This is a genomic window from Hydrocarboniclastica marina, from assembly GCF_004851605.1.
In the GTDB taxonomy this organism is placed as follows: domain Bacteria; phylum Pseudomonadota; class Gammaproteobacteria; order Pseudomonadales; family Oleiphilaceae; genus Hydrocarboniclastica; species Hydrocarboniclastica marina.
The window spans coordinates 2,176,913-2,194,189 of record NZ_CP031093.1; the positions used below are offsets into that span (position 1 = coordinate 2,176,913).

General features: G+C 58.1%; 14 protein-coding genes. All 14 read right to left on the reverse strand.

Features of this window, described 5'->3' with window-relative positions; all coding sequences use genetic code 11:
* Positions 1 to 116 precede the first annotated feature (116 nt).
* The 14 genes from soil367_RS09735 to leuD all read right to left on the reverse strand — a co-directional run bounded on the left by soil367_RS09735 (position 117) and on the right by leuD (position 17,277).
* Positions 117 to 1,340, reverse strand: coding sequence for an O-succinylhomoserine sulfhydrylase (locus tag soil367_RS09735; RefSeq protein ID WP_136548922.1), 1,224 nt, complete (start codon positions 1,338 to 1,340; stop codon positions 117 to 119).
* A gap of 4 nt (positions 1,341 to 1,344) precedes the next feature.
* Positions 1,345 to 2,865, reverse strand: coding sequence for an amidophosphoribosyltransferase (gene purF, locus soil367_RS09740; protein WP_136548923.1), 1,521 nt, complete (start codon positions 2,863 to 2,865; stop codon positions 1,345 to 1,347).
* Positions 2,866 to 2,981: 116 nt separating this feature from the next.
* The gene (locus tag soil367_RS09745) at positions 2,982 to 3,509 is read right to left on the reverse strand and encodes a CvpA family protein (protein WP_136548924.1); all 528 of its coding nucleotides are present in this window, start codon (positions 3,507 to 3,509) and stop codon (positions 2,982 to 2,984) included.
* A 135-nt stretch (positions 3,510 to 3,644) separates the two neighbouring features.
* Positions 3,645 to 4,352, reverse strand: a complete 708-nt coding sequence (locus soil367_RS09750; protein ID WP_136548925.1) for an SPOR domain-containing protein — start codon at positions 4,350 to 4,352, stop codon at positions 3,645 to 3,647.
* A gap of 72 nt (positions 4,353 to 4,424) precedes the next feature.
* Complete coding sequence (gene folC, locus soil367_RS09755) at positions 4,425 to 5,687, reverse strand: bifunctional tetrahydrofolate synthase/dihydrofolate synthase (RefSeq protein WP_136548926.1); 1,263 nt, start codon at positions 5,685 to 5,687, stop codon at positions 4,425 to 4,427.
* Positions 5,671 to 6,591, reverse strand: coding sequence for an acetyl-CoA carboxylase, carboxyltransferase subunit beta (gene accD / locus soil367_RS09760; protein WP_136548927.1), 921 nt, complete (start codon positions 6,589 to 6,591; stop codon positions 5,671 to 5,673). The genes folC and accD overlap by 17 nt, the downstream gene beginning before the upstream one ends.
* Positions 6,592 to 6,637: 46 nt before the next feature.
* Positions 6,638 to 7,444, reverse strand: coding sequence for a tryptophan synthase subunit alpha (gene trpA / locus soil367_RS09765; protein WP_136548928.1), 807 nt, complete (start codon positions 7,442 to 7,444; stop codon positions 6,638 to 6,640).
* A 58-nt stretch (positions 7,445 to 7,502) separates the two neighbouring features.
* A complete protein-coding gene (gene trpB / locus soil367_RS09770; RefSeq protein ID WP_216642705.1) occupies positions 7,503 to 8,717 on the reverse strand; it encodes a tryptophan synthase subunit beta in 1,215 nt (404 codons plus the stop codon).
* The gene (locus soil367_RS09775; protein WP_136548929.1) at positions 8,704 to 9,336 is read right to left on the reverse strand and encodes a phosphoribosylanthranilate isomerase; all 633 of its coding nucleotides are present in this window, start codon (positions 9,334 to 9,336) and stop codon (positions 8,704 to 8,706) included. Before soil367_RS09775 ends, trpB begins: the two co-directional genes overlap by 14 nt.
* Positions 9,337 to 9,542: 206 nt before the next feature.
* The gene (gene truA, locus soil367_RS09780) at positions 9,543 to 10,379 is read right to left on the reverse strand and encodes a tRNA pseudouridine(38-40) synthase TruA (RefSeq protein ID WP_136548930.1); all 837 of its coding nucleotides are present in this window, start codon (positions 10,377 to 10,379) and stop codon (positions 9,543 to 9,545) included.
* A gap of 77 nt (positions 10,380 to 10,456) precedes the next feature.
* Entirely contained in the window at positions 10,457 to 13,936 is a 3,480-nt protein-coding gene (locus tag soil367_RS09785; protein WP_136548931.1) for a FimV/HubP family polar landmark protein, read from the reverse strand.
* 340 nt (positions 13,937 to 14,276) lie between these two features.
* Positions 14,277 to 15,392 (reverse strand): aspartate-semialdehyde dehydrogenase, encoded by a 1,116-nt coding sequence (asd, locus tag soil367_RS09790; RefSeq protein ID WP_136548932.1) that lies wholly within the window; start codon positions 15,390 to 15,392, stop codon positions 14,277 to 14,279.
* Positions 15,393 to 15,507: 115 nt separating this feature from the next.
* On the reverse strand, positions 15,508 to 16,590 hold the full coding sequence (gene leuB / locus soil367_RS09795; RefSeq protein ID WP_136548933.1) for a 3-isopropylmalate dehydrogenase: 1,083 nt from the start codon (positions 16,588 to 16,590) through the stop codon (positions 15,508 to 15,510).
* A 33-nt stretch (positions 16,591 to 16,623) separates the two neighbouring features.
* Positions 16,624 to 17,277, reverse strand: coding sequence for a 3-isopropylmalate dehydratase small subunit (gene leuD, locus soil367_RS09800; protein ID WP_136548934.1), 654 nt, complete (start codon positions 17,275 to 17,277; stop codon positions 16,624 to 16,626).

The following is a 17,277-nucleotide window of genomic DNA, read 5'->3' on the forward strand; positions in this document are numbered from 1 at the left end:
CACACAGCTAACAGGAAGTTTAGCATATATCGGCAAAGCCATGAATTTTAACAACTTCAAGCAAATCACCAGCATAGAAGCAATGGAGCTGTTTCCGAACTATCAACTGACGTGAATCAGCGCTGGCAGCTGTCGAGACCACGTCCCAGGTCTGCCTTGAGGTCATCCAGGTGCTCCAGGCCGATAGACAGCCTGATCAGATTTTCGCTGATGCCGTTGCGTTGCTTGTTCTCTTCAGAGAGTCGTCCGTGAGTGGTTGTCGCCGGATGCGTCACAGTCGTCCGTGTGTCCCCAAGATTGCCGGTGATGGAAATGATGCGGGTGGCGTCGATTAGCCGCCAGGCTTCCTCCCTGCCCCCTTTGACCCGGAACGAGACGATACCGCCGAAACCACTCTGTTGGGATTTGGCAAGCTCATGCTGGGGATGATCGCTCAAGCCGGCATAGAGGACGGTTTCAACTTCGGGCCGCTGACGCAGCCATTCGGCAATGTGAAGAGCTGCCTCACAATGGGCACGCATACGCAGTGGCAGGGTCTCAAGCCCTTTGAGAAAGACCCAGGCGTTGAACGGGCTCATGGATGGACCCGCCGAACGCATGAAGCCGTATACCTCCTGCATAAGCCGGTCCGGGCCCACGACTACCCCACCAATACACCTGCCTTGGCCGTCCAGGTATTTGGTGGCGGAGTGGACGATCAGGTCAGCGCCCAATGCCAGCGGTCGCTGGAGCGCCGGTGTACAGAAACAGTTATCCACCACCAGTAGCGCATCGACGTCATGGGCAAGATCGGCAAGCGCCCTGATATCGGCAATTTCGCCTAGCGGATTGGCCGGTGTTTCGAGAAAGAACAGTTTAGTCTGGGGTCGAACTGCAGCCTTCCAGGCAGCAACATCGACAAGATCCACAAACGTCGTCTCAACCCCGAACCGGGCCATATACTTTTCAAGCAGCACCGTGGTGGTGCCGAAAACACCTCTGGAGCAGACAATGTGGTCGCCCTGCTGAAGTAGCGCCATCAGCGTACTCAACACCGCGGCCATGCCCGAAGCAGTGGCTACAGCGCGCTCCCCGCCCTCCATGGCAGCCATACGCTCTTCAAAATAGCGCACCGTCGGATTGGTGAACCGGGAATAGATATTGCCGGGCTCTTCTCCACTGAACCGCGCCGCCGCCTGGGCAGCGCTTGAATAGACAAAGCTGGAGGTGGGAAATATCGCTTCGCTGTGTTCAAGCTCAGCGGTACGTGTATGCCCGGCGCGAATCGCCAGTGTTTCCAGCCGCGCATCATCAAGCTGTGATTGAGGTATGGGCCTGGCGTCTTCGTAACGGGTGCTCATGTGTCTACTCGTCGTTGTGCAGGTCGAGAATCTCATTGTCGGCGCGGAGCTCGCTGCCCTTGAGGAACTCGGTCTTATCTCCTCGCAGGTCTTCCAGGCGATTCAGATATTCCTGATCGACGTCGCCGGTGATGTACTTGCCGTCGAAGACCGAACATTCGAAGGTTTCAACGTCAGTATTGCCCTCTCTGGCGCACATCACCAGATCTTCGAGGTCCTGGTAGACCAGCCAGTCGGCGCCGATCAGCTTGCCGATTTCCTCGACGGACCGGTTATGGGCAATCAGCTCACTTGCGGCGGGCATGTCTATGCCGTAGACATTGGGAAAGCGGACAGGGGGCGCTGCAGAGGCAAAATAGACCTTGGCCGCGCCCGCGTCCCGCGCCATCTGCACGATTTCCTTGCAGGTGGTGCCACGAACGATGGAATCATCCACCAAAAGAACGTTCTTGCCCCGGAATTCGAGATCAATCGGGCTCAGTTTCTGGCGTACAGACTTTTTGCGCATCTTCTGGCCGGGCATGATGAAGGTACGGCCGATATAACGGTTCTTGATAAAGCCTTCGCGGAACTTGACTCCCAGCCGGTGCGCCAGCTGCAGCGCAGAGGTGCGGCTGGTGTCGGGAATGGGGATAACCACATCGATGTCGTGCTCGGGAAACTCACGCAGCACTTTCTCGGCGAGGGTTTCACCCATCCGCAGTCGGGCCTTATAGACAGAGATACCGTCGATGATGCTGTCGGGGCGCGCAAAGTAGACCTGCTCGAACAGGCACGGGTGCAATTCGGGATTTTCGGCACACTGCTCGGTGTAAAGCTTGCCGTCGGTCTCGACGTACACGGCTTCCCCGGGCGCAATGTCCCGTATTACGCGAAAGCCCGAGGCCGTCAGCGCCACGCTTTCAGAGGCGATCATGTATTCGTTGCCCTCAGGCGTCTCCTTCACGCCGTAGCACGCTGGACGGATGCCATTGGGATCCCGGAAGCCGACAATGCCATAGCCGGTGATCATCGCGATAACAGCGTAGGCGCCTCGGCAACGCTTGTGTACGGCGCGCACTGCAGTGAAGATCTCATCCTTCGTTGGCGACAACTTGCCCTGCTTCTGGAGCTCGTGGGCGAAAACGTTAAGCAGCACTTCTGAGTCAGAGGTCGTGTTGATATGGCGCAGATCTGTCCGAAACAGATCCTGGCTGAGGTCGACAGCATTGGTCAGGTTGCCGTTGTGTGCCAGCGTTATGCCGTACGGGCTGTTGACGTAGAAAGGCTGTGCCTCGGCTGAGCTGGACGACCCCGCTGTTGGGTACCGCACATGCCCTATCCCTACATTGCCGACCAGGCGACGCATATGCCGGGTGCGGAAAACATCCCGCACCAGCCCGTTGTCCTTACGCAGAAAAAAACGCTCGTTTTCAAATGTCACTATGCCCGCTGCATCCTGACCCCGGTGCTGGAGCACGGTCAACGCATCATAGAGCGTCTGATTGACGTTGGACGTGCCGACGATACCAACAATTCCGCACATGTGAGGTGGTTACTCCGTCAAATAATGATGAGATCGGGCCGAAAGCTCGCAGCCTACGACAGATGAATAGGGTGATAGTTCTGGACGAAAGCCTGTGGCGCGAAGGCCAAGCTCTCTCATCCGACGGGCCCGGTGTTCACTTGCGAGGGAGTCGGCGGCAGACTCTGCAGCTCACTCCCGAAAGTCCTCCGGGTCCACTGTTCAATCATCGTTGCCTGCTGGATCAGGGGCGAAGTACGCCACCAGGTATCCTGCGTCACGGGTGTGTAGCGCAGCAACGCCACCGCCACCACCACCACAACAACGCCCCGTGCGAGTCCGAAAGCCATACCCAGCACCCGGTCAGTTGCAGTCAGGCCGGTAAGTCGCACCAGAGCTCCAACCAGGTTGGATATGATAGCCCCGACTATGAGCGTGCCAATGAACAGAATCCCAAATGCCGCGATGAGCCGGACAGACTCGGTTTCAATCGTGCCGATTAACAACGTCTGCAGATGGGGATGAAACGTACGGGCGATAATGAATGCTGCGACCCAGATGACCAGCGACAAGGCCTCTTTGACGAAACCGCGCTTAAGGCTGACAAGCGTCGAGATCGAAACGATCGCGATTATGACCCAGTCTACCCAGATCAACGTGGACATTTAATACACACCTGGGGACCTCTGACTCAACTTACGGGACTTGCAACTGCCGGAGCTGGAGGGTTTGGGCCTTACGCCATTCAGAACATGCCGAATTCTAGCAGAAGTTCGGCTTGCGTGTCGTCCTGGCGGACCCTAATCGTTAACGATGACGAGGGAGTTCAAGCCGAATTTACTGTCGATTTCCTGCTTGGCGGAGGCCGCTGCATCCTTATCCGGGAACGGGCCGGCAAAAACCCGGGTAAATGTCTTACCGTCGCTTTCGACAGCGACCGTGTGGGCCGAAAAACCGGCCGTTGTGACCGAGTCCTTTAACCCTGCGGCATTGCTCTGGCTGCTGAAACTTCCTAATTGGACAAGGTAGCCTCCCGCAGCTGGTGTACTTGCCTGCTGCTGCGGCGCCGGTTGCGATGGAACTGCCTCGGGCTCAGCAATCGCCCGGGCCGGCGGTGGAGTCTCGCTTGACTGTGCCTGAGCTGCATCCCTGGCCTCGGACTCAGCCTGCTGCGCAGCGGAACCGGCCGCAGAGGGGCCGGATTGCTGGGTGCGGTCCGGAGAAGGGATCCGGCGTTCGGCAGACATGGGCTCAACGGGCACCTCGCTCTGCTCGCGACCGGTGCTCAGAGGCGGCGCGTCCGGCTTCGGGACTGTCGCGATAGGATCGTCAAACTCAGGGGGCTCGACCGGCTCAATGCGAACTTCCGGAAAATCCGGCTCCTGAGGAATCTCTATGGTCCGGGTAGCGCGCTCTTCATGAGGCTCGTCGAGCAGCATCGGAACGAAGATAACAGCCAGGGAAATCAGAACCAGCGCACCAACCAGGCGTTGCTTAAATCCGTCCACAAATCATCCTCTAAGCCAATAAAAACGCAGGCAGTGTAACGTGGGCTTTGACCAGTGGCCAGTGGCTGCTTTTCAAACCAGCTGACGGGCCTGCGCGACAGTAATGAAAGAGCCGAATAGCAGAATCCGGTCGACAGGACGAGCCACTGCCAACGCCGACTCCAGCGCTTCTTCAATGGTTTGGCAGACCTGGTAGTGCTCTTCTATCTCCGAGGCCACGCGTTCAGCGAGTTCGGCCCCGGAGAGCCCGCGGGGCGCAATGAGCCCCGCGAGAAACCAGTGGTCGACCACGGTCTTCAACGCCTGGATCACCCCAAGACTGTCTTTGTCCGCCAGCCCTGCGTAAACGGCCAGCGTATTACTCCCGGGGCTTGTTTGAGATACTGCAAGACGTTCGGCCAGCCAGCGCGCCGCATGCGGGTTATGGGCAACGTCCACAATGATTTCCGGCTCGGAACCGATAACCTCGAATCGTCCCGGGACGCTGAGTCTCGACAACACGCCCAGGTCAACCTGGCCGGGATCAACACCGAGCAGCGCCAGTGCCTGCACAGCATTCATGGCGCTATTCTCGGGAATATCTGTCACAGGCAGCAAAACCTGACGTCTCTCACCTTCGAACTCGTAGAATATCTGCTTGCGACCCGGATCAGCCCAACCGAACTCCACACCGAGCTTCCGCAAGCCCACCCTCTGGGCCCGGGCCTGCTGGATGATAGCTTTGGGGATGTCATCCTCGCCGTACAGCGCGGGGATCCCGGGACGCAGTATGCCCGCTTTCTCGAACGCGATGGTTTCCCGGTCGTTACCCAGCCAGTCCACGTGATCCACGCCGATTGTCGTGATGATGGCCAGGTCGGGATCGACGATATTGACCGCATCCAGGCGACCGCCAAGGCCGATCTCGAGAATCAGATCGTCAGGCGCCGCGTCCCTAAAGACCACAAGCGCTGCCAGCGTGCCGAATTCAAAGTAGGTCAGGCTGGTGTTGCCCCGGGCGTCCTCGACTTCCTCAAAAGCGGCCACTATCCCGGCATCGCTCACCGGTTCCCCGTCTATGCAGATGCGCTCGTTATAACGGTGGAGGTGTGGTGACGTGTAAGTCCCGGTATGTCGGCCCTGGGACCGCAACAATGCGTCCAGCGCAGCAACTGTTGTACCTTTGCCGTTGGTCCCCGCAACCGTGATCACACGGGAAGACATGGCACCACGGAACAGTTTCCGGTACACCAGCATTACCCGGTCGAGACCCAGTTCTATCTCGCGAACATGCAGTTGCTCAAGATAGCCAAGCCAGGTGTCCAGGCTCGCCCCGCTTTCAGGCCTCTGGGGCATCGGGGACCTCAATGGGTGCCTGGGGCTCTTCGGGCTGAATATCCGGTTCGGGAAGCCCGGACAGCTTTGCCAGAATACGAGCCATACGTTCGCGCAGTTCATGCCGAGTGACAATCATATCGATTGCGCCGTGTTCCAGAAGAAACTCACTGCGCTGGAACCCTTCCGGCAACTTCTCGCGTACTGTCTGTTCGATTACGCGCGGACCGGCGAACCCGATCAGCGCATTAGGTTCCGCTACGTTCAGATCGCCCAGCATCGCAAGACTCGCTGAAACGCCGCCAAAAACGGGATCGGTCAGCACCGAAATGTAGGGAATACCCTGTTGTTTCATGCGCTCCAGTGCTGCCGCAGTCTTGGACATCTGCATCAATGAAAGGATGGCCTCCTGCATCCGTGCACCGCCACTGGCTGCGAAACACAGCAGGGGAATGCGCTCCTCCATGGCGACGTTACAGGCCTGGACAAACTTCTCGCCGACCACGACCCCCATCGAGCCGCCCATGAAATTGAACTCGAATGCCACGCAGACCACCGGCAAACCATGGAGATAGCCCTTCATCGCCACCAGGGCATCTTTCTCACCGGTAGCCTTCTGGTTCTGGCTCAACCGTTCCTTGTAGCGCTTGGTGTCTTTGAACTTTAACCGGTCGTACGGCTCAAGATCTGCAGCAATCTCCTCACGGCCCTCAGCATCGAGGAAGCTGTCGAGCCGTTTACGGGCGGGCAGGCGGAAGTGATGTTCGCACTTCGGACACACTTCCTTATTGCGCTCCAGCTCCGGGCGATAGAGAAAGGCCGCGCACTTCGGGCACTTCTTCCAGAGACCTTCCGGCACGTTGCCTCGCTGCCGCGTTTCCGAGCGAATCATGCCCGGCATAATCTTGTCCAGCCAGCTGCTCATGCTTGGATACCTGTTTTTGTATTCGGGTCAGTCGGGCTCACTCAGCCTATAGCTGATCCAATGCCGTCCGCATTGGCTTGAGAAGCGCGTCGAGGGCCTCGTGCAGGGCCCTGCCGCCTCCCTGGTTCCGAGCAATTGTATCGACGATAACGCTGCCGACAATTACACCATCGGATACCCGGCCAATGGCCTGGGCGCTTTCGGCATCGCGGATACCAAAGCCCACGCCGACTGGTAGTGCTGTGAGCTTGTGAATGTTGGCCACGCGCTCAGCGACTTCCTCTGCGTTGAGGCCGCCTGCACCGGTTATTCCCTTGAAAGAGACATAGTACACATAGCCGGAGCTGTGCTCGCTGATACTGCTGATCCGCGCATCCGTGGTAGTCGGCGATATCAGGAATATAGCATCAAGCCCCTTCGCCTTGAGCTGGGGAATCAGCGTATCGGCTTCTTCCGGTGGCAGATCCACTGTCAGCAGCCCATCCACGCCCGCTTCAGCAGCCGCGTTTACGAATGCCTGCTGGCCCATGGCTTCGATGGGATTGAGGTAGCCCATCAGAACCACAGGCGTTCTACTATCGTCCCGCCGGAACGCTGCGACCATATCCAGAACCTTACGCAACGTACAGCCATTCTTCAGCGCCCGCTCACAGGCGAGCTGAATGACGGGTCCATCCGCCATCGGATCGGAAAACGGCACCCCGAGTTCAATAATATCCGCCCCACTGCCTACAAGAGTATGCATGATCGCCACGGTTTCCTCGGGATTGGGGTCGCCGGCGGTCACATACGGTATAAGGGCCTTTCGGCCCTCGGACTTCAACTGTTTCAGGGTTGCCTCGATTCGGCTCACTCAACTGACCTCATTCAATGTTGTGCTCGGGTTGCAAAACGACGGGGCTGCGCCGGCGTTACAGCTCGATATTGTAGTGTTGGGCAATTGTCTGGATGTCCTTGTCGCCGCGCCCCGAGACGTTGATGACAATCGACTGGTCCGGTCTCATCTGTGCTGCCAGTTTAACGCCATAGGCTACAGCGTGTGCGCTTTCCAGTGCTGGCAAGATGCCTTCAATGCGCGTCAGCTTGCCGAACCCGTCCAGGGCTTCGTCGTCCGTAACCGAGACATACTTTGCCCTGCCGATATCCTTCAGCCACGCGTGCTCGGGCCCTACGCCGGGATAGTCCAACCCCGCGGAGATTGAATGGGTCCCGGCAATCTGACCGTCTTCGTCTTCCATCAGATAAGTACGATTGCCATGCAACACTCCCGGTCTGCCGGCGTTGAGGGGGGCAGCATGACGACCGGTTTCTATGCCTTCACCGCCTGCTTCTACCCCGTACATCTCCACAGACTCATCCTGCATGAAGGGGTAGAACAAGCCAATCGCGTTGGAGCCGCCACCGACACAAGCTACGAGCGCGTCAGGCAACTTGCCGGTTTTTTCCAGATGCTGGGCACGGGTTTCGCGTCCTATGACCGCCTGAAAATCCCGGACCAGCATGGGGTAAGGATGAGGGCCGGCAACGGTACCAATGATGTAGAACGTGTCGTCCACGTTGGTCACCCAGTCGCGCATGGCTTCATTCATGGCGTCTTTTAACGTGCGCGTGCCGCTGTCGACCGCCTGTACTTCTGCCCCAAGGAGTTTCATCCGGAACACGTTGAGAGACTGCCGCTGAACATCATCGGCGCCCATGAATACCTTGCACTTGAGGCCCAGGCGGGCGGCTATTGTCGCTGTTGCCACCCCGTGCTGCCCTGCCCCTGTCTCTGCGATTATACGAGGCTTGCCCAAAAACTTGGCCAGTAGCGCCTGACCCACCGTATTGTTCACCTTGTGGGAGCCCGTGTGGTTGAGGTCTTCACGCTTCAGCCAGATCTGGGCGCCACCCACCTCGCGGGTCAGCCGTTCCGCCAGATAAAGAGGTGATGGCCGACCCACGTAGTCCTGCAGGTCCTTATCAATCTGCGCCTGGAATTCCGGATCAGCCTTGAGGCGACGGTACTCCCGGTCAAGAACCTCCAGGGAATCAAACAGCGTTTCCGATACGAATCGTCCGCCATAGTTGCCGAAGTGTCCCCGCGCGTCGGGCAGGGCTGCCAGCATTTCGTCAGTCATTTTCATGGGCACTAAGCACTCCCTCTATAAAATGCCGTATTTTTTCCGGATCTTTCACGCCTTTCGCGGCTTCAACTCCGCCGCTGACATCCACTGCCCAGGGGCGAACCTGCCTGACCGCCTGCGCGACATTGTCTGGTGTCAGGCCACCGGCGAGAACCAAAGGGCTCGGCCGCTCGTCCGGCAGTAATGCCCAGTTGAACACCTGGCCCGTCCCGCCATAGAGCCCAGGGTCGAAGGCATCGACAAGCAGCCCGGCTGCGGTTCTGAACTGCTGATACCCGACCGCGACGCAATCAGCACTCCGTACGCGGATGGCCTTGATATAGGGCCGCTCGAACTGTTCGCAGAACGCCTCGGACTCATCACCGTGAAACTGCAGCCAGCCGAGAGGAACCGCCGCCAGTACCTGACGGACGTACTCCGCACGCGGATTAACGAATAGGCCCACCAGCGACACAAAAGGGGATACTGCTCGGCAGATAGAAAGCGCCTGCCCAATGGTAACGCTCCGCGGGCTCTGCTCATAGAAGACCAACCCAAGGGCGTCGGCTCCGAGAGCCGTGGCGGCCGCGGCGTCCTCCGGCCGGGTTATTCCACATATTTTGATTCGGGTGCGGCTCATGGAACCTCTTTCTTGACCCAACTGCTTTTTGCACAAGCCCTGTCTTAGCCCATTGTGGCGGCTTTGATGAGCCATTGCTACGGAGCGAGCGGGAAAACTAGCCGAAGGGCGCCGCCAAAAACAGAAACAGGCCGAGGCAATTCGTCGTTTCCCTTTTTGTAGCCTCTGTTTTCAGAGGCTACGCCTTTGGGCTTGTTTTAGACCTTTTAGTCCGCGCCCCACCCCTGCAAGAGACTGGGACCAATGGCAGGACGCGGCACCTGGGGAAAATCAGGGTATTGCACGTCCACCAGATACAGACCTCCGGCGGGTGCTGTCACGGCTGCTTGCGTACGGTCACGGGATTCCAGCACCTCTTTCAGCCACGAAACTGACTCCTTACCGGTACCAACAGCAATGAGTGAGCCCGCGATGTTGCGGACCATGTGGTGTAAAAACGCATTGGCCGATATATCAATTACAACGAATGAGCCCTGACGCCAGATCCTGATATCGGATACGCACCGGTTGGGCGAATTGGACTGGCAGCCCGCTGCTCGAAATGATGAGAAGTCGTGCTCGCCGATCAGACAGGTTGCGGCCTCGGCCATGCGCGCTTCGTCGAGTGGTCGAAAACTCCAGCTGACCTGATTGCGGTAAAGCGCGGGACGTACGCTGTGATTGAAGATCAGATAACGGTAGCGCCGGGTCCGGGCGGAAAAACGGGCATGAAAGTCCGACGGAACATTACCGGCCCAGTGTACGGCGATGTCATCGGGTAGTGCTGAGTTGATACCCAGCACCCACGCTCTGAGGGAACGATTCACCGGGGTATCGAAATGCACCACTTGGTAGCTTGCGTGCACGCCTGCATCTGTGCGGCCTGCACAGACCAGCTCAACGGGGTGATCAGCTACGTGGCCGACCGCGCGGGCGAGATCTCCCGCAACAGAGGGAATACCGCTTTTCTGGTACTGCCAGCCATGAAACCGGCTGCCATCATATTCGAGCGTTAACGCAACACGACCAGCACCGACAGGCGGACTGGTCGTGAGTTCAGGCATGATTTGGAGCAAGTCGGCTTAACCCTGGTCAGCAGTATCAAAGCCCAGCATTATACCAACTTAGCCCGTGTACTTCTTCAGGAAAGCTTTCCGAGTAGCTCCTGCGCCTCAGCTTTCTGGCTGTCGCTGCCCTCGCTTATAACTTCCTCAAGGATATCCCTGGCTCCCTCTGCATCACCCATTTCGAAGTAAGCCCGGGCGAGGTCGAGCTTCGTAGCGGCCTCATCGGCGCCGTCCAGGAAACCGAAGTCATCATCGTCGCCAATGTCATCTTCACTCAAATCAGTGAAATCAGATTCGTTTACGTCCAGCAGACTGTCATCGAAGCCTTCAAGGTCGCCTTCCTGTGCGCTTCCTGTCGCTTCCGGCACCTCGTCAACGCGATCATTGGCTATCTCTGGCTCAGGCTCAGAATCAGCTGTCTCGCCCAGTGAAGCCGCATCTTCAAGATCGAAATCCAGCGATTCTTCTTCGTCAGTCTGTTCGTCAGCCGCGTCGGCAATCGGAGGCTCAATACCTGACGCCGAGTCACTGCCGCCCGAGACTTCCTCAATGAACGCGAGGTCTTCATCGCTGACGTCCAGCTCAAGGTCATCAATATCGGCATCGCGATCCAGGCGCTCATCGAGGCCATTCCCCAGCCCATCAGTGCCAAAATCTTCACCTTCATCGCGCGTTACTTTCTCAAGCTCGGCATCCAGCTCATCGAGGAAGGATTCGTCAAAGGTGCTTACGTCGTCCGGTTTTCCAGGCGCAGCTTCGCCTGCTGATTCAGCGGCCGCTTCAGAGGCGTCAGCGCCCGACTCAGGAGAATCAACAGCGGCTGTGTAAACCGAACTGTCCGCATCTGACTCAAGTGCGCTGTCACCCTCCAGGTCAGACAGATCCAGATCAGCCAGTTGCTCATCATCAAATGCGAGCGTCTCTTCGTCATCTGGCGCGCCGGTGGCATTGCCCGGTTCCTCTGAAAAATCCAGGCCCCTGAGCTCTTCTTCAGTAAAATCGAGGTTATCAGCACCAGAAGCTGACCGGGCATTGTCCGCGGCGTCCGACTCACTAACATCCGCCGGGTTATCCGCTAGCTCAGCCTCACCACCGGCAAGGTCCTCAACCGTCTGGTCATCCTCGTCAGCAGGCGTCCGGGCGTGCTCAGCCGTTTCGTCTTCTTCGGTATCCAGTTCGAAGTCGAGATCGCCGAGATCATACTCAATCAGATCATCCCGGGTGTCTTTGCGATTGGCTGACGCATCTTCTTCGGGAACGGCGAACGCAGCTGCCGAACCGGAGCCGGTCTCAACATCAGAGTCAGCCCTGTTCGACCCAGCCCAAGAATCTGAGCGCTGCTCTCCGTCCGCGACCGACGGGTCAAATTCGTTTTCATCGCCGGTACCGAGAAGCTGTGATTCGAAATCATCAGCCCGCGGGCTACCGAGCTGCTGAGCCAGACGCTCGCGCAACGCTTCGCCCCTGGCGATCACGTTTTCGTCTTCGCTGTTTTCCAGCACGCCCATGTGCCGGGCGAACGCTTCCTCGTTGCCGCTGTCGGCATAGATACCCAGAAGCTTAAGACGTATGTCCTGCCGGGCCGGGTCGCGCTCAATGCCGTTTTCCAGAACCTGGACTGCCTGGTCAAGGCGTCCATATGCAAGGTAAACATCGGCTTCGGCCAGCGGGTCTTCATCCTCGCTGTGAGCCGCGTGGAGCGCGGCGGTTTCAGCGTCACGCCGCTCGTCAAAGTTTTCGTCGTCTTCCGGCGCATCGGTTCCCCCTGCGCCCAGTCCCAGAGCGAAAGCGTCGGCCTGGTCGTCATCCTGGGCCGGTTTCGGTTCTGCGCCTGCTTCTTCCGACTGCAGCTGCGCGTAGAATTCCTCTTCACGGCGGGCGTTCTTGCGCGCCAGAAACCACAGTACGCCCAACAGGGCTAGCGCGATGGCGCCGGCGCCCACCTGGTAGATTGGATTATTCTGCAGTTTCTGAAGAATACCCTCTGCAGCAAGCGGAGATTCGGGCTCTTCTGCTGAACTGTCGACGCCCGTCGTTGCAGGCTGGCTTGCCACCGGCGACTCTGCCTGGGGCGCTGCGGGCTCTTCGCTCGCTGCGTCCTGATCCGCCACAGGGCTCGGTTGCGGAGCTTCACCAACCGCCGGTTGAATGGGTTCCACGACCTCAGCAGGCTCTTCTGCTACGACCTCGTCGGATTGACCGGGCTCTTGCTGGGCTGGGGAGTGCTGTGCTGGGGAGGCAGCCGCATCATCCGATTGATCGGCGACCGCAGGCTCGGCAGATTGTGTTGCTTTTTGTTCCAACTGATCCTGTTCTGACTGAGTCTGTTCTGGCTGAGTTTGATCTGACTGAGCCTGTGCCGGTGGCGCCTGCTCAGACTGCGGTGCCTGGCGATCAGTCTCCTGTGGATCAGACTGGACAGCAGCCTGGTTGGCCTCTGCCATTGCCTGCAGAGACGCCATCTGGTCACTTTGTAACTGGATAAGCCTGCGCATGTCAGCTAGCTGCGACTGCAGGTCTTCAAGGCGGCTATTCAGCTCTTCGTTTTCGCGGCGCGTCTGATCAAGTTCTTCCCGGGTAATCGCCAGGTTTGCCTGGGCCTGACCTTCGCCAGCGCCGCCGGCTTCTCCGGCATTTGAACCGTCGCTGCTGGAGGTTCCCAGGTCGCCAGCCACCAGCCGGAGTTCATCACCCTGCTCTACAACTTCTGGAGCCGAAGCTGTAGCGGGGCCACGTGACACAGCGTCAATGGCTGGCTCTGAAGGAGCGCCTTGCTGCCTGAATCTTCGGTTCTGGCTCGAAACCTGCTGAACTGCTTCCCGCGCTGTTCGGGCCCGTATGGTTTCCTCGCTGGGGACGCGGAGGATACTGCCTTCCCGCAGCAGGTTAATATTATTGGACAGGAATGCATCAGGGTTCACATCCTGTATCGCCAGCATGACTTGCTGGGGCGTCAGGTCGTCCGCAGGACGCATGTTCTGGGCAATACCCCACAAGGTGTCGGATGCTTTTACCGGACCGTAGCTCTGAGGCCGGGACACATCGGACTGCGCCTGTGAAGACGCCTGGCTGCGTTGGGAAGGGGCTGGTGCAGCCCGGGTTTGCAGGGCCGGAGTTGCTGCTCTGGGCGCCGGCTGATCCGCCGGCCCATCACGGAAAACCGGCGGGTCAATCAACAAGGCGTATTCACGCAGGAGGCGACCGCTGGGCCATGCCACCTCTACCAGGAAGTTCAGATAGGGCTCACGCACGGGCTTGCGGGTCGTCAGCTTAAGCACCAGCTCACCGCGGCTGTTTTTCTCCACGTTAAACTGTATTTCGTTCAGGAAGAACATGGGCTCGATGCCGACCCGCTCGAAGTCCCTTTGCGGCGCCAGGCTGGCTGCAATTTCTTCTTGGGTCAGGTCACCCGGCCGGACAAGATCAATCTCTGCGCTCAAAGGTTCGTTGAGACTCGAGTTGACAGTAACTTCACCCAGTCCAAGCGCGTAAGCCAGACTAGATCCCATCGTTCCCGCCAGCGCCAATGCAACCGCAAGCTTGCGTACCTTCATGCTCTTTCCTTTCGTTATTCTTTAAAACGACTACCGGCCCCGACGGGAGGAGCAGCCATCATGCCAGCGAGGCAGGGTGCGAGGAGTGAACCCAACCAGCAACTGTTTCAAAGCGTTACAGCTTAAAGCGTGAGAATATAATCGGGATTTGATCTATATGCGGAAAGTATTGTTTATAAACTCTGTTTTATCAATAAATCGACTCAACACAGCCCGGTACAGTCGACGTTTAAGCAGAATCAACAAAATGGAGGCATTAAAAAAGCCCGCGTCCAAGGCTCGACAGATGCCGAGCCTCAAAAGCGGGCCCTGGTCTAGAGTCTTACCGGGCGGATGAAAATCAGCCGTGTTCCTGGAGAATCCCCAGCATACGGCGCAAAGGCTCGGCAGCGCCCCACAATAACTGATCCCCTACCGTAAAGGCCGAGATATACTCCGGCCCCATATTGAGCTTACGTATACGACCAATGGGCACGCTCAGGGTACCCGTGACTTTGGCCGGCGTCAGTTCCCGGACGGTTGCTTCCTTCTCATTGGGAATAACCTTCACCCACTCATTGCTCTGCGCCAGTATGCCTTCGATATCGGCAACCGGCACATCCTTGCGGAGCTTGATGGTCATGGCCTGACTGTGACTCCGCATGGCGCCGATCCGTACGCAGATGCCGTCGATGGGAATGGGCTTGTCGCTGCGGCCGAGGATCTTGTTGGTCTCAGCCTGGGCTTTCCATTCTTCCCGGCTCTGGCCGTTGTCCATCTTCCGGTCGATCCAGGGTATGAGGCTACCGCCGAGCGCCGCGCCAAAGTTCTCGATCGGGAAGTCAGCATGGCGCATGGCTTCGGATACCTGGCGATCGATCTCGAGGATTGCCGAGGCCGGATCATTCATGAGATCCGCCACGCTGTCCCGCAACGCCCCCATCTGCTGGATCAATTCGCGCATGTTCTGGGCGCCAGCGCCGGACGCGGCCTGGTAAGTCATGGGACTGACCCATTCGACCAGATCCTGCTCGAGCAGCGCACCCATGCCCATCAGCATGAGGCTGACGGTACAGTTACCGCCAATGAAGTCCTTACGACCAGCATCCAGAGCCTGATCAATAACTTTCCGGTTAACCGGATCCAGGACAATAACGGACTCCTGCTCCATACGCAGGGAGGAGGCCGCATCGATCCAGTAGCCCTGCCAACCGCTTTTACGTAATGGACCAAATACCTCAGAGGTATAGTCTCCACCCTGGCAGGTGATAATGACATCCATGGTTTTCAGAACATCGAGGTCTTTCGCGTCCTGCAAGGGCGGGACGTCCTTCCCTACATCAGGGGCGGCTTGCCCGGCCTGTGATGTGGAAAAGAATACGGGCTCGATGTTCGCGAAATCGTTTTCTTCCTGCATGCGCTGCATGAGGACTGAGCCCACCATGCCGCGCCAACCAATAAGTCCAACTCGCTTCATAACAGGCGACCTTTGAACCTTACGTTTGCCGGCCCCTGAACGGGGACGGTCATGAATTATCCCGGTATACCGGGCCGATAGAGGTAAGCTGCAAGCTTACCGCGTTAGTGCTGCATTAGTGCTGCGAAAGTGCCGCCACCACAGCCTCACCCATTTCCCGGGTGGAGACCTCGCGCATGCCTTCGCTGTTGATGTCCCGGGTGCGGAGCCCCTGATCCAACACGGCGCTTACGGCTGCTTCTATGGCGCATGCCGCTTCTTCAGCATGCAAGCTGTACCGCAGCATCATGGCGACGGACAGAATCGTCGCCAGCGGATTGGCGATGCCCTGCCCGGCAATATCCGGTGCGGAGCCATGGCAGGGTTCGTACATCCCTTTCCTGGCCTGGTCCAGCGACGCCGAGGGCAGCATACCAATGGAACCTGTAAGCATGGCGGCTTCGTCGGAAAGGATATCACCAAACATGTTGCCGGTGACAATTACGTCGAACTGCTTGGGCGCGCGAACCAGCTGCATCGCAGCGTTATCGACGTACATGTGGGACAGCTCCACATCCGGGTACTCAGGGGCCAGCCGATCCATGACTTCACGCCACAGAACAGTCACCTCAAGCACATTGGCCTTGTCGACAGAGCACAGGCGTCCGTTACGCTGGCGCGCCGCCTCAAACGCCACACGACCGATTCGCTCGATCTCTGATTCGCTGTAAACGTAGGTATTGAACCCCTCGCGCTGGCCATCCTCGCGTGTTCGAACGCCGCGTGGCTGACCGAAGTAAATGCCGCCGGTCAGCTCGCGCACAATGAGAATATCAAGCCCCGAAACGACTTCAGGCTTAAGGCTCGAGGCTGAGGCCAGCTGAGGATACAGAATCGCGGGCCGCAGGTTGGCGAATAAGCTCAGTCCGGAGCGCAGACCCAACAGGCCTTTCTCGGGGCGTTTGGCCGTTTCAACCGAATCCCACTTGGGGCCACCCACCGCACCGAGAAGGATAGCGTCAGCTTCACGGGCAAGGGCCATGGTGTTCTCAGGCAGCGGCGTACCCTCGGCATCAATAGCGGCACCGCCGACCAGGGCAGACTCGAATTCGAGCCCCAGCGAAAATGCCCGGTTGACGACATTGAGGACCTTTTCAGCCTCGGTGACAATTTCCGGCCCTATCCCGTCGCCCTGAAGCAGGAGTACTTTCGAAGTCATTATTCCATCCTTTGCAAATTATCAGGTTTGGCGTCAGTGCGTTTTAAAGGCATCGAACAGCCAAGGCGCGTCCTTCCGGCGCTGGGCCTCATAAGCCTGGATAGCATCGGCATCTTCGAGCGTTACGCCGATATCATCCAGCCCGTTGAGCAGGCAGTGACGGCGAAAGCTGTCTACTTCAAACGCAAGTGCAGTGCCGTCCGCTTTCAATACCCGCTGGCGCTCCAGATCGATAGTCAGCGAGAATCCGGGGTTCGCCTCCGACTCCGCAAAAAGCTCATCGACAGTTTTTTCATCCAGTACAATGGGTAACAGGCCGTTCTTAAAGCAGTTGTTATAGAAAATATCAGCGAAGCTTGGGGCGATAATCGCTCGGAACCCGAAGTCTTCCAGCGCCCAGGGCGCGTGTTCCCGGCTTGAACCACAGCCAAAGTTACGGCGCGCCAGCAGCACACTGGCCTCACCGTAGCGCGCCTGATTCAGTACAAAATCGGGGTTGAGCGGACGCTGACTGCAGTCCTGGTCTGGTTTCCCTTCATCCAGATAACGCAGTTCATCAAACAGATTCTTGCCGAAACCCGTGCGTTTGATGGACTTCAGAAACTGCTTCGGGATGATCATGTCCGTGTCGACATTGGCGCGGTCAATAGGCGCGACGATGCCGGTGTGTTGAGTAAAAGCTCTCAT